We start from the raw sequence: 13,230 nt of genomic DNA, 5'->3' as shown, positions 1-13,230 counted from the left end.
GGTTTACCGTATCGGGGAGGGCTGCAGATCGCTATTTAGAGGAGTCGCACAGCCGGGGCAACTCACTCCCCACCCACCCCATTCCTCTCATGCCGATAAACACTCACCGCCTCATAAACCGCCTTGCGCAACCGGTTGATCCCACCAATCGGCCGGTGCTCCGGCAGGGCGTGCCAGGGGTTGAAGGAGAGGTTGTCGCACATCAGGTTTTGGTCGCGGCTGTCGAAGTCCTGCGGGGGGATGCTGACCAGGGCGACGGTCTGGAAGGGGGAGTCCTTTTCTTTCCATTCCACGCTGGTGTCTTCGATGGGCATGTATTTGCTGGCGTCCTGTTTTTGCACCTGTAGCGCGAAGCAGGCCGGGACGCGGTCTATCGAGAGCTGCTGGTAGAGCGCGGTGCGCAGGAAGTTCGGCAGTTTTTCGTTGAGCTTGGGCAACTGGTAGTTGGGGCAGGCGCCCGGGGCTGGGACGCTGCGGAATTTGATGTTGTTCTGTTCGCCGAGCTTGTACGGGGCTATGCCGAAGTAGCTGGCCTGCAGCGGGCTGGCCGGGGCCGGGGCGAGGGTTTGCAGGGCGATCAGCAGGTGGCGGAGTTCCCAGGTGTTGGGCTTCCAGCTGGGGAAGAAGGCGAGGATCTTCTGGCCGTTGGCCTGGGCGTTGAAGTTCTGCCGGTATTCGGCCACGTCGCGGACGAAGAACACCGGGTGGTTGAACATGACGAAGTCCTGCTCGCCGTCGTGGCCCTTGCCGGGCATCAGTTTGGCGCCGGGCACGTCGAGCAGCTTGATGGCCATGCCGCGGGCGTCGTTGGCGCTGTCCTGCTGCGGGTAGGCGTTGCCGTTGGAGAAGCGCACCCAGGCGTTCCACACCTTGCCCGGCTGGGCGAACACGCCCTGGCGCAGGTCGGTGGGCAGGTTGGGGTTGACGGTGACTTCGGCCTTCACGCAGCCGTGGGCCTTGGCGTGGGCGTCGCGCAGCACGCGGGTGTTGTCGCGGTGCTGTTCGACGATGCGGATGGCGTCTTCGATGATGGCCTGGGTCTGTTGGGCTTCGTTCGCCGGGATCTGTTCCTGGGTCGAGACCGGGCCGCTGAACTTGATGCTGTAGTACACCCAGCCGATGCCCAGGCCGACGAGGCCGAGCAGGGCCAGGCAGAGGATGGGCAGCGCCACCCATTTGCCGAGGAGGTTCCAGATCCGGGTGAGCAGTGCGCGCATGGGGGCGGTCCTTTGCGGGGGGGCTTTCTTGGTTTTCTTCTGTGGGTTGGGTGCGGCGGGGGAGGTGGGTTCCCTCTCCCCAGCCCTCTCCCTGAAGGGAGAGGGGGCCGTATGGCGCGAGGTGGGGCTACATCGTCAGCCGGTCAGCTCCGCTCGGGCATCACTCGCAGTTCGGGCCTGGTGTCCAGGGTGGGGTGGGTTCGTCGGTCAGGCGGCTTTCGTAGGCCGGGTTGCCCAGGACCTTCAGGTATTCCACCAGCGCCCAGCGTTCGTCCGGGCTCAGGGCGCGGCCGATGGCGCCGTCCTTGCGGCAGCCGTCGCGGAATTCGTGGCCGCGGTTGCTGTTGCCGGTGACGCCGGTCTTGTACAGGAAGCCGCCGGGGAAGCGTTCGGTGCGGTAGCCGACGAATTTCGGGTCGAAGTCGAAGGTGCCGACGTAGAACTGGGTGTCGCGCTCGGCCACCGGCGAGAGCAGCTGGAACAGGTTGGGCACCGAGCCGTTGTGCAGGAACGGCGGGGTGGCCCAGACGCCGTCCAGCGGGCGGGCCTTGTAGGCGGTCAGTTCGCGCACGCCGATCTCCAGGCCGTAGCCGTTCATGCGCTTCTGCTCCTCGGGGCTGGTGTTGGCGTCCTTGTAGGCGCGCTGCTCGACGTAGGCGGTGATGTAGGCCAGGCCCTTGGCGGCGGAGAGCCTGGACAGGTCCAGCGGCTGGCTGGGCGGCGGCATCAGCACCACGTTGAGTTTGTCCAGCTCGTCGAGCTGCCATTTCAGCGGGGTGAGGTCGTAGGTGTGGTTGGCGATGTTGTCCGCGGTGGTCGGGTCGGTGCCGATCACCGCGGTGGGGATCATGCTCATCTTCCATTCCGGGTCGCGCGCGGGGGCCAGGCGCTGGTCCGGTTCCACCACGTGGGGGCCGTGGCAGCGCTGGCAGTTCTCGCGGAACAGCGCGCGGCCCTGGGAGGCGCGCTTGAGGTCGATGGCGCCGAACACCTGCTCCGGCCAGGCCGGCGGCTTGAGGGTCTTGAGGCCTTCTTCCAGGGCATGCAGGTCCTGCACCCGCACGCTGGAGGCATAGCGCGCGTCGCCCAGCACCGGCTGGCCGTCGGCGTCGAGCAGGCCGAGGGTGGCGCCCACGCCCAGGGCCTCGCCGATGTTGCGGGCCATGGGCTGCATGGCCGAGCCGTTCCACTGCACCCAGTCGAACTTCCAGATGTCCCACAGCTGCGGGTAGTTCACCGGGGCGTTGGCCACGCGGTAGTTGTCGGCGCTGATGTGGTCGCCGAACACGCCGTTGGCGATGCGCCCGAAGGCGTCGGCGCGGCCGGGGCCTTCCTCGGTGGGGTAGAGGCGCCGGCGGCTGTCGTTCCAGGCGGTGCCCAGCAGGGTGCCGAGCACGTCCTTGAAGCCGGCGCGCAGTTCGGCCTTGGCCTCTTTATCAGGGTTCTTGCCCAGCACGTCTTCGGCGAAGCGGTCGAACTTCCAGGGGTTGATGTAGGTGAACAGCATGCTCATGCCCAGCGCCTGGCCGAAGGCGCCGCCGCGCACGGTGGGCACGGTGGAGGCGATGGAGTGCATGGCCGCGCCGCCGTCGATGCGCACGGCTTGGCCGTTGTAGCGCAGCTCGCCGGTATGGCAGGCGGAGCAGGTGATGTCGAGGTATTCCGGGCCGTTCTCGCCGTTGCGGTGGCGGGCGAAGCCCACCGGCAGGTTGCCGGGGTTGTTCGGGTCGAGCTTGCGCTCCTTCGCCGGCTTGAGCTGCTCGGGGTCGATGAGGAAGCCGTAGCGGGCGAGGTTGGCCGGATCGGCGAATTTCTCGCTGGAGAAGGGCTGGCGCAGGTGGATGAACCAGTCGTAGAGCAGGCCCTTCACCTGGGTGCCCTGGGGCGTGTAGTAGTAGTGCTCGCGGGCTTGCTGGTCCCATTGCGGGAGGAGGTTGAGCTTGTCCGGTGCGGTGTACTGCGGCACGTTGGGGTGGGCGACGTACCACAGCAGCACGCCGCCCACGAGCAGGAGCAATAGGACGATAGCGAGTATGATCCGTCCGATTATGCGCATCGCAACTTCCTTGTTTCTTGAGGCCCGGGGCCATCGTTATGCCAATACCGGCACCGGTTGGCAAGGTGATGCCGCACACAAGCCAGGGTTTTTGCCTGCCACCATGCCACCCCGCAGCAGGCACAGGCCAGGTCCGTTCGCGGTTTATCCGCTGTTTTGCAAGGGACATCACTGTCGGTGATGTCGAAAGGTGTGTCTTGAGTTCCGACCATTCCCTCGACGACGAATCGGTGGCCGCGCGGGTGCTGCGGCACTTCCGCGTGGCCCTGGACGAGCGCGGCTACAGCGCCGACGGCTCGCAGCAGTCGGCCATCGAGCACCTGGCCGACTGGCTGGACGGCTTCCTCGGCGGCCGCCGCTCCTGGCTGCGCAAGCCGCCCGCGGGCGTGTACCTGTGGGGCAGCGTGGGCCGCGGCAAGAGCTTCGTGATGGACTGCTTCTATGCCGCTGCGCCGCTGCAGGCCAAGCGCCGCGTGCATTTCCACGCCTTCCTGCAGGAGCTGCAGCAACGCATGATGGCCTTCGCCGGCCAGGCTGACCCGCTGGCGCGGGCCGCCCGCGACATAGCCGCGCAGACTCGGCTGCTGTGCTTCGACGAGTTCCACGTGCACGACATCGGCGACGCCATGCTGCTCGGGCGCATGCTCAAGGTGCTGGTGGAGGAGGGCGTGGGCATGGTCTGCACCTCCAACTACGAGCCCGAGGGCCTGTGCCCCAACCCGCTGTACCGCGAGCGCTTCCGTCCGGCCATCGAGCTGATCGAGAAGCGCTTCGACGTGGTGCCGCTGGATGGCGGCGAGGACTATCGCCTGCGCGCCACGCCCCTGGAGAACTGGGGCAGCTACCTGTGGCCGGCGCGCGCCGACGATCTGGACCTGATCGGCAAGCGCCTGGGCCTGGACGAGCAGGCGCAGTTCGACCAGGTGCTGGACGTCAACCATCACCCGCTGCGCATCCACGCCCTGGAGGAGGGGCGCGCCTGGCTCGACTTCAGCGAACTGTTCGAACGCCCGCGCTCGGCGGCCGACTACCTGTGGCTGATCGAGCACTTCCCGCGCATGGCGGTCAGCGGCCTGGGCCCGCTGGGCGACTACCCGCCGGACGTGAGCATGCGCTTCCTCAACTTCATCGACATCGCCTACGACCGCCAGCTGCGCCTGCAGCTGTTCGCCAGCGTGTCGCTGGAGCGCCTGGCCGAAGGTGGCACCGCCATCGATTTCGGGCGGACCCTGAGCCGCTTGCGGCAGTTGAAGCTGGAGCCGTTGTAGGGGAATCGGGCCCGGCTTCGGCGGGGCGGGTGTGCCTGGTGTATCGGCGTACAGGTCGATCATGGCGTAGGGCGAATAACCGTTCGCGGTTATCCGCCGCCTGACCTTGGCATGACCCACCTCGGGCTCGGCCCGGACTGCCCCTCTGCAGGTGTGGGCGATTATCGCCCCATTTCATTTGCGATTATCGCCCGACGCTTCGATAATCGGCCGAATCTGCCGCCAACAGGACCTCGCCATGACCGACGAACATTCCGCCAGCCAGGCCACCCTGGCCCCGCCCATCGTCGCTTCGCCGGCCAAGCGCATCGAGGCCTTCACCGGCGATCCCAACTTCATGACCTCGCTGGCCCGCGGCCTGGCGGTGATCCATGCATTCCAGGAGCGCAAGCGCCACCTGACCATCGCCCAGGTCAGCCACCGCACCGAGATTCCCCGCGCCGCCGTGCGCCGTTGCCTGCACACGCTGATGAAGCTGGGCTACGTGACCACCGACGGGCGCACCTATTCGCTGCTGCCCAAGGTGCTGACCCTCGGCCATGCCTACCTGTCCTCGACGCCGCTGGCGGTCACCGCGCAGCCGCTGCTGGACCGCGTCAGCGAGCAGCTGCGCGAGGCCTGTTCCATGGCCACGCTGGAAGGCGACGAGATTCTCTACATCGCCCGCTCGGCCACGCCGCAGCGGCTGATCTCGGTAGACCTCAGCGTGGGCAGCCGGCTGCCGGCCTACTGCACGTCCATGGGCCGCATCCTCCTGGCCGGGCTCGACGACCAGGCCCTGGAGGACTACCTGGCCCACGCCGACCTGCAGGTAAAGACCAGCCGCACGGTGTGCACCCCGGAGGGCCTGCGCGCGAGCATCGCCGAGATCCGCCGGCAGGGCTGGGTGATCATCGACCAGGAGCTGGAGATGGGCCTGCGCTCGGTGGCGGTGCCGCTGAAGGACTCCGCCGGCCAGGTGCTGGCGGCGCTGAACGTCGGCACCCACGTCGGCCGGGTGTCGCGCCAGGAGCTGGAGACGCGCTTCCTACCGGTGCTGCTGGAGGCCAGCCGGGAGCTGAGCACGCGGCTGTTCCACTGAGCGCCAGGGTTTTGGTCGATAACCGCCCGCAATGGCGATTATCGAATTGAAGCTCTGACAGGCAATTCGTACTGTGGGCCGTCCGCCCGCGAGGGCATCGAATAACAACAATGAGTGACGGCCGCGATCGCCAGCGCGGCGGTGGTGATGATGGGTATCGCTTCGCTCAACCCATCCTACGACGGTGTTCCGCCACCCGTAGGGCGGATAACGCCTAAGGCGTTATCCGCCGTTTGGCCTTGACTCCCAGCGGCTCCAGGGTTGGCCCGGGCGTTGGTCGTGGCCTCGGTGTATCGGCGGATAACCGCGAACGGTTATTCGCCCTACGCTCCCGGGAGGCTCCGTCGCAGGGGCGACTGTCTTGCCGGCTGCGCCGAGGCGCTTTTCGTAGGATGGGTTGAGCCTTGGCGAAACCCATTCGGTCGTGGTGATGGGTATCGCTTCGCTCAACCCATCCTACGACGCTGTTTCCCCACCCGTAGGGCGCATAACGCCTAAGGCGTTATCCGCCGTTTGGCCTTGACTCCCAGCGACTCCAGGGTTGGCCCGGGCGTTGGTCATGGCCTCGGTGTATCGGCGGATAACCGCGAACGGTTATTCGCCCTACGCTCCCGGGAGGTTCCGTCGCAGGGGCGACTGTCTTGCCGGCTGTGCCGAGGCGCTTTTCGTAGGATGGGTTGAGCCTTGGCGAAACCCATGCGGTCGTCAGCCCCGGCAAACCCCCTTCGCGAGCAAGCTCGCTCCTACGAAGAGCCGCCCCGAAAAACGACAACAGACGAGCGGTCACCCCCCACCTGCGAGCGGTAGCGAATGTATCGCCGATGAAAAATTAAGGACACATCCCGCCGCTAACGCCGGCTCGACAATAGGCCCATCGCATCCCGGCCCTCGGCCGGGGTTTCACGCAACTGTCGTTCGAGCGGTTCGGGCCATGAGCTTTGTCATTCACCCGCGCAGACCTGTACCCAGGGAGGGGGCCGGCGGTCAGCGTGCCTTCACCCTGATCGAGTTGATGGTGGTCGTCGCCCTGGTGGCGATCTTCGCCAGCATCGCCGTGCCGGCCTTCGGTTCGCTGATCGAGTCCAGCCGGGTGAAGTCCTCCGCCTCGGCGCTCTATCGTCTGCTCCAGGCCGCCCGCGCCGATGCCGTGAGCACGCGCACCGCCACCAGCCTGTGCCAGAACGGCAGCGCCTACGAGTGGCTGCTGCTGCGCGCCGGCAGTTGCGCCTCGCTCGATTCCAGCCTGGTGTCGCAGCGCCTCAGCCTGCCGACCAGCATCGGTATCAGCAGCAGCGTCAGCGCACTGACCTTCCATGCCGACGGCAGCGCCGCGGTGGCCAGCCTGAGCCTCAGCGGCAGCAAGAGCGGCAGCAGCTACAGCATCAAGGTCGCCGCTTCGGGCTACATGAGCTTTGGCTCGGGGAGCAGCCAATGACGCGCCGTGGCCTGGCCGGCTTCAGCCTGATCGAAGTGCTGGTGGCGCTGCTGGTGATCTGCGTCGGCGTGCTGGGCATGCTCGCCATGCAGGGCAGGGCGATCGCCTATTCCCAGGACATGGCGGTGCGCGGCACGGCGGCGGCGCTGGCCGACGAGCTGATGGAGACCCTCCGCACCGACCTCTATTCCACCCAGGACGCCGGCACGCCGCTGACCCCGCCGGCCAGCTCCGACTACTACAAGGCCACCGGCAGCGCCTTCCCCGCAGCACCGAGCAGTTGCGCCTCGCTGGCCGCGCTGAGCTCCTCGCAGCGCCTGGGCTGCTGGGCGCAGCGGGTGCAGCAGGCGCTGCCCGATGCCGCCAGCCTGATGAGCAGCGACTTCCACATCTGTCGCAGCAACGGCGCCAGCACCTGCAGCGGCACCGGCTCGGCCATCGAGATCCAGCTGGCCTGGCGGGTGAAGTCCGGCGAGTGCCTGGAGGCCAGCCCCGGCAGCGACCCGACCATCTGCCACTACGTGCTGCGCGAGGAGCCCTGAATGCCCGCCCATTCCCGCCGCCAGGCCGGCCTCTCGCTGGTCGAGCTGATGGTGGCCATGACCCTCGGCCTGTTCCTGATACTGGGCGTCACCCAGATGTACCTCGACGGCAGCATCCGCACCCGCTACTTCGCTGGCCAGTCCGAGAACCTCGACAACGCCCGCTACCTGCAGCAGGTACTGGACGCGCGCCTGTCCCGGGCCGGCTACCGGCGCCAGCCGTCGGCGCGCATGAGCACCGCCTTCCCGGCGCAGAGCAAGAACGGCTGCAGCTTCGCCGCCGGCCAGGCGCTGGTGCGGGTGGACGCCAACACCCTGTGCCTGCGCTACCAGCCGCGCGACGCCGCCGACACCGACTGCACCGGCGCCTCCCTGGCCAGCCTGCCGGGGCTGACCACGCCCTACGCGACCTTCAGCCCGAGCAACGACGTGGTGGAGAAGATCGGCCTGGCCAGCGGCCAGCTCAGCTGCAACGGCAGCGTGCTGGCCGACAACGTGGCGGCGGTGCACTTCGACTACGGCGTGGACATCGGCACCGACGAGAACGCCCGCCAGGTCGCCAAGTACGTCGCCAGCCCGGGCAGCGCGCAGACCGTGCGCAGCCTGCGCTACACGCTGCTGCTGGCCAGCAGCGGGAGCAACCTGACCGGCGGCATGAGCACCACCACCTGCGCCAACTGGACGACCCTGAGCGGCGGCAGCGCCTGCACCGACGGCGACGGCACCCTGCGGCGCATCGTCAGCGGCAGCAGCATGTTGAGGAACCTGATGCCATGACTATTTCCGTGCACGGGCGGCAGCGCGGCGCCGTACTGTTCGTCGCCCTGGTGATGCTGCTGGTGCTGACCCTGCTGGCGGTCGGCGGCATGCGCGAGATGCAGCTGGAAGGGCGGATGACCGGCAACCGCCTGGAGCTGCAGCGGCTGACCAGCGCCGCCGAATCGGCGCTGCGCGAAGGCGAGGGCAGGGTGAGCCAGAGCAGCCGCGCGCTGGAGGCCTGCTCGTCGTCCAGCCCCTGCTACACCGGCCTGGCCAGCAGCTATGCCGCGGACTTCTCCGGGGCCACGGTCTACACCGGGCTGGACGGCGCCACCAGCCTGCCGCGCAATGCGCGCTGGTACCTGCGCTACATCGGCAACAGCTGCAAGGGCGGCTCCGGCGGCAGCGCCAACGCCTACCTGTCCAAGGGCCAGGCCGGCTGCACCTATTACTACGAAGTCAACGCCCAGGCCTACAAGGACAGCGCCAGCGTCAGCACCGGCTGCGCCGCCAACACCCTGTGCCTGCGCTCCAGCACCGCGCTGGTGATCCCATGAGGCCCGCAAGGAGGCTCCCCGCCATGAAACCGCTGCGCATGCTGGCGCTGTTCCTGCTGTCCTGCCTGCTGTGCGCCGGCGCCCGGGCCTCGGTGCTGGCGCAGACGCCGCTGTTCGTCAGCAACATCGCCCCGCCGATGAACATGCTGGTGGTCGGCCGCGACCAGAAGCTCTACTTCCCGGCCTACAACGACGCCTCGGACATCGACGGCGATGGCCAGCTGGACATCTACTACAAGCCGAGCATCGACTACACCGGCTATTTCGACTCGTACAAGTGCTACAGCTACGACAGCAGCAACAACGTCTTCGTCCCGAAGAGCGTCACCAGCACCAAGAAATGCAGCAGCCAGTGGAGCGGCGACTTCCTCAACTACCTGACCATGTCGCGCCTGGACGTGCTGCGCAAGGTGCTCTACGGCGGCTACCGCTCCACCGACAGCGCCACCGCCACGGTGCTGGAGCGCACCTTCATTCCCAACGACGCGCACAGCTGGGGCAAGGAGTACCAGAGCGTCACTCGCGACGGCTACAACATCGCCGACTACGCGCCGCTGACCGCGCCTGGCAGCGGCAAATACATCCTCTTCGCCAACACCTCGCGGCCGGCCAGCGGCACGTCCACGCTGACCGGCTACAGCAGCAGCGCCGTGCCCAAGCTGCGGGTGATCAGCAATACCAGCTACCGCATCTGGAACTGGGTTTCGCGGGAGGACCCGCAGGCCACCAACACCATTTCCTCCAGCGCCAGCGTCACCCCCAGCCCGGACATGACCGTGCGCGTGCAGGCCTGCGTCAGCGGCCTGCTGGAAAGCAACTGCGTGCAGTACGGCAGCGTCTACAAGCCCACCGGCGTGCTGCACGACTACGGCGCCTCGAACAAGATGTACTTCGGCCTGATGACCGGCACCTACACCAACAACCTGCGTGGCGGCGTGCTGCGCAAGGCGCCGGCCAGCTTCGGCGACGAATACACCGCCAGCAACGGGCGCTTCCTCACCGACTCCACCTCCGGCACCGGCTGCCTGAACTCGCGCTGCTACGTGAACAACAGCGGCATAGTCGCTAACCTCGACCGCCTGGTGTATTACCAGCGCTGCACCGACTCCAACGCCTACAACCTCAACCCGCTGACCAATGGCAAATGCCCGGACTGGGGTAACCCGCTGGGCGAGATGGCCTACGAGGCGCTGCGCTACTACGCCGGCAAGAAGCTCAACAGCAACTACGCGGCGGGCAGCACCGACACCACCCTGGGCCTGTCCAGCGTGGCCACCTGGAGCAACCCCTACTCGACCTATCCGTCGTGCACCCGGCCGTTCATGACGCTGATGAGCGACATCAACCCCAGCTACGACTCGGACGTGCCCGGCAGCACCCTGGGCAGCGACGTGAAGCCCACCGACGACATCGGCTTCGACTTCGCCACCCTGGGTTCCACCCTGTGGAGCAAGGAGGTGGGCGCCAGCGCCAAGGTCAACATCGGCGAATCCTCCGGCACCACCAACGACTCGGCGCCCACCGCCAAGTCCGCCAGCAGCTTCGCCAGCATCCGCGGCCTGGCCGAGGAGCCGACGCGCCAGGGCAGCTACAGCACCGCCGCGGTGAGCTACTTCGGCAGCCAGACGGTGCTGACCACTGCCGGATCGAACAAGGTGCAGAGCTTCTCCATCGCGCTGTCTTCGACCTTGCCCAACATCAAGATCACCACCAGCAAGGGCAGCCTCAAGCTGGTGCCCTTCAGCATGGACGTGACCCAGGGCGTGGTCAGCCAGATCACCGGCTTCTACATCGACACCCTGACCAAGGACAGCAGCGGCAACATCAGCACCATCACCTTCCGCGTGGTCTACGACGACTCGGCCCAGGGCAGCGACTACGACATGGACGCCATCGTGCTCTACACGGTGACGGCCAACAGCGACGGCACCGTGTCGGTCACCTCCAAGACCGAATATTCGGTGGCCTCCTACGAGTCGCACATGGGCTACACCATGTCCGGCACCACCAAGGACGGCGTCTACCTGGAGGTCACCGGCGGCGGCAGCGGGACCACGCGCTACAAGCTCGACACCCCGGACGGCAAGTACCCCGGCGACTGCTCGGCGACCAACGCCAACTGCAGCTACCTGCCGGGCCTGGCGAACAACAGCGCGAGCATCAGCGGGCGTTCCGACTCGCACACCCGAACCTTCACGCCATCCACCTCCACCGCCGTCACCACCCTGCAGGACCCGCTGTGGTACGCCGCCAAGTACGGCAAGAGCGACCTCAGCACCTGGGATACCGACGGCGACGGCACCCCGGACAACTACTTCCTGGTGAGCAACCCGAGCAAGCTGGCCAGCCAGCTGAAGTCGGCCTTCGACGACATCCTCCAGCTCAACGCCTCGGTCACCGCGGTGGCGGTGGACTCGCAGTCGCTGGACGACGGCGACTACGTCTACAGCACCAACTTCAGCTCCAGCGACTGGACCGGCGACCTGATCAAGAAGCAGAAGATCAAGACCACCTCCAGCAGCGGCGCCACCAGCACGACCACCACCACCCTGTGGAAGGCCTCGGCGCAGTTGCCCAGCAGCCGCAACATCTACTTCGCCAAGAACGGCAGCCTGACCTCGTTCACCTGGGCCAACCTCAGCAGCGCCCAGCAGACCGCGCTCAACCGCACCGCCGCCGGCGTGGTCGACAGCAAGGGCTCGACCCGCGTGGACTTCCTGCGCGGCAGCAACACCAGCTTCCGCAGCCGCTCCTCGCTGCTCGGCGACATCGTCAACTCCTCGCCGGTGCTGGTCAGCGGCGCCGACTACATCACCGCGCGGGCCGACGCCCTGGAAGGCAGCACCAGCTACGCCGCCTACGCCAGCGAGCAGGCCGCCAAGCCGGCGGCGGTCTACGTCGGCGCCAACGACGGCATGTTGCACGCCTTCAACGCCAGCAGCGGGGCCGAGCTGTTCGCCTTCATCCCCAGCGCGGTGATCGCCAACCTGAACATCCTCACCGCCAGCGACTACGGCCAGGACGAAGGCACCGAGCACCGCTACTTCGTCGACGGCACCCCGGTGGTGGCCGACGTCTACTACGGCTCGGCCTGGCACAAGGTGCTGGTCGGCAGCCTCGGCGCCGGCGGCCGCGAGGTGTTCGCCCTGGACATCACCGACCCGGCCTCGCCGAGCCTGCTCTGGGAGTTCACCAGCGACAACGACGCCAGCCTCGGCTACACCGCCGCCAAGCCCAGCATCGCCCGCCTGCATGACGGCAAGTGGGTGGCCCTGGTGCCCAACGGCTACGAGAGCGGCAGCAACAGCGCCTCGCTGCTGATCATCGACATCCAGAGCGGCGCCCTGCTGAAGAAGATCACCGCCACCCCCAGCCTGACCACCACCGACACTGGCGCGCTCGACAGCCTGGCCAACGGCCTGTCGCGGCTCTACGTGGCCGACGTGAACAGCGACGGCATCGCCGACTACGCCTACGCCGGCGACCTGCTGGGCGACCTCTGGCGCTTCGACCTGATCGACACCAGCGCCAGCAGCCCGCTCACCGCCAGCGCCGCCGACGCCAAGTTCGCCGTGGCCTTCGGCGGCAACCCGCTGTACGTGGCGCGCAACGCCAGCAACGTGCGCCAGCCGATCACCGCGGCGCCGAGCCTGGTCGAACATCCCAGCGGCACCGGCTACATCGTCGCCTTCGGCAGCGGCCGCTACCTGACCACCTCAGACAAGACCTCCACCGCCACCCAGAGCGTCTACGGCATCTGGGACCGCAAGACCGCCGGCGAGGCCACCAGCGCTTCGCTGACCGCGGCCAGGACGCGCAGCGACCTGCAACAGCAGACGCTGACCGCCGGCACCACCGACGGCACCACCACCTATACCCTGAGCGAGAGCGACGTCGCCTGGTACGACAGCAGCGGCAACACCGCCGACGCCAACGTCGCCACCTGGGGCTGGTACTTCGACTTCCCGCGCACTGGCGAGCGGCTGATCTACGACATGACGCTGTACGGCTCCAGCCTGATCTTCGCCAGCTCCACGCCGCAGACCGGCACCTGCGCCGCGGGGTTGTCCGGCACCGTCTACGCGGTGGACCCGGAGAGCGGCGGCAAGACCGACTACAACGTCTTCGACCTGAACAGCGACGGCACCTACGAGTCGATATCCGGCTTCGTCACCGACGGCGGCGACATCACCCTGTCCGGCGGCTACACCTGGGGCAACTCCGAAAATACCCTCGACGGCGTGGCCACCAACACCGGCACGGTCAGCGGCCGGCGCAGCTGGCAGGTACTGCCGAGCGATTCCAACTGAAAGGG

General features: G+C 67.4%; 9 protein-coding genes. 7 read left to right on the top strand and 2 right to left on the bottom strand.

Annotation, left to right across the window (positions count from 1 at the left end; genetic code table 11):
- Nucleotides 1-62: 62 nt before the first annotated feature.
- Together FG99_RS01495 and FG99_RS01490 are read right to left on the bottom strand one after the other, a co-directional pair.
- Nucleotides 63-1,217 (bottom strand): catalase family protein, encoded by a 1,155-nt coding sequence (locus FG99_RS01495; RefSeq protein ID WP_043266804.1) that lies wholly within the window; start codon nt 1,215-1,217, stop codon nt 63-65.
- Between the two features lie 160 nt (nt 1,218-1,377).
- Nucleotides 1,378-3,273, bottom strand: a complete 1,896-nt coding sequence (locus FG99_RS01490; protein ID WP_043266803.1) for a c-type cytochrome — start codon at nt 3,271-3,273, stop codon at nt 1,378-1,380.
- 197 nt (nt 3,274-3,470) lie between these two features.
- Here FG99_RS01490 and zapE point away from each other — a divergent pair, with 197 nt between their 5' ends.
- The 7 genes from zapE to FG99_RS01455 all read left to right on the top strand — a co-directional run bounded on the left by zapE (nt 3,471) and on the right by FG99_RS01455 (nt 13,225).
- A complete protein-coding gene (zapE, locus tag FG99_RS01485; protein WP_043266801.1) occupies nt 3,471-4,541 on the top strand; it encodes a cell division protein ZapE in 1,071 nt (356 codons plus the stop codon).
- A gap of 238 nt (nt 4,542-4,779) precedes the next feature.
- Nucleotides 4,780-5,622, top strand: a complete 843-nt coding sequence (locus tag FG99_RS01480; protein WP_043266799.1) for an IclR family transcriptional regulator domain-containing protein — start codon at nt 4,780-4,782, stop codon at nt 5,620-5,622.
- A gap of 931 nt (nt 5,623-6,553) precedes the next feature.
- Nucleotides 6,554-7,057 (top strand): GspH/FimT family pseudopilin, encoded by a 504-nt coding sequence (locus FG99_RS01475; RefSeq protein ID WP_081884545.1) that lies wholly within the window; start codon nt 6,554-6,556, stop codon nt 7,055-7,057.
- The gene (gene pilV, locus FG99_RS01470; protein ID WP_043266796.1) at nt 7,054-7,599 is read left to right on the top strand and encodes a type IV pilus modification protein PilV; all 546 of its coding nucleotides are present in this window, start codon (nt 7,054-7,056) and stop codon (nt 7,597-7,599) included. Before FG99_RS01475 ends, pilV begins: the two co-directional genes overlap by 4 nt.
- On the top strand, nt 7,600-8,376 hold the full coding sequence (locus tag FG99_RS01465; protein ID WP_043266794.1) for a PilW family protein: 777 nt from the start codon (nt 7,600-7,602) through the stop codon (nt 8,374-8,376). It begins immediately after the preceding gene.
- A complete protein-coding gene (locus tag FG99_RS01460) occupies nt 8,373-8,915 on the top strand; it encodes a pilus assembly PilX family protein (RefSeq protein ID WP_043266792.1) in 543 nt (180 codons plus the stop codon). Before FG99_RS01465 ends, FG99_RS01460 begins: the two co-directional genes overlap by 4 nt.
- Nucleotides 8,916-8,938: 23 nt before the next feature.
- Nucleotides 8,939-13,225 (top strand): pilus assembly protein, encoded by a 4,287-nt coding sequence (locus FG99_RS01455; protein ID WP_043266790.1) that lies wholly within the window; start codon nt 8,939-8,941, stop codon nt 13,223-13,225.
- Nucleotides 13,226-13,230: the final 5 nt, after the last annotated feature.

This window comes from Pseudomonas sp. AAC (assembly GCF_000725445.1).
Classification (GTDB): domain Bacteria; phylum Pseudomonadota; class Gammaproteobacteria; order Pseudomonadales; family Pseudomonadaceae; genus Pseudomonas; species Pseudomonas citronellolis.
This window is presented reverse-complemented; position numbering and strand designations above follow the sequence as displayed.

Excerpts from the sequence above, each read along its gene's own strand:
- FG99_RS01460 (WP_043266792.1), top strand. The coding sequence starts at position 8,373 with ATGACTATTTCCGTGCACGGGCGGCAGCGCGGCGCCGTACTGTTCGTC.
- FG99_RS01480 (WP_043266799.1), top strand. The coding sequence starts at position 4,780 with ATGACCGACGAACATTCCGCCAGCCAGGCCACCCTGGCCCCGCCCATC.
- FG99_RS01495 (WP_043266804.1), bottom strand. The coding sequence starts at position 1,217 with ATGCGCGCACTGCTCACCCGGATCTGGAACCTCCTCGGCAAATGGGTG.
- pilV (WP_043266796.1), top strand. The coding sequence starts at position 7,054 with ATGACGCGCCGTGGCCTGGCCGGCTTCAGCCTGATCGAAGTGCTGGTG.
- FG99_RS01455 (WP_043266790.1), top strand. The coding sequence starts at position 8,939 with ATGAAACCGCTGCGCATGCTGGCGCTGTTCCTGCTGTCCTGCCTGCTG.
- FG99_RS01490 (WP_043266803.1), bottom strand. The coding sequence starts at position 3,273 with ATGCGCATAATCGGACGGATCATACTCGCTATCGTCCTATTGCTCCTG.
- FG99_RS01465 (WP_043266794.1), top strand. The coding sequence starts at position 7,600 with ATGCCCGCCCATTCCCGCCGCCAGGCCGGCCTCTCGCTGGTCGAGCTG.
- FG99_RS01475 (WP_081884545.1), top strand. The coding sequence starts at position 6,554 with ATGAGCTTTGTCATTCACCCGCGCAGACCTGTACCCAGGGAGGGGGCC.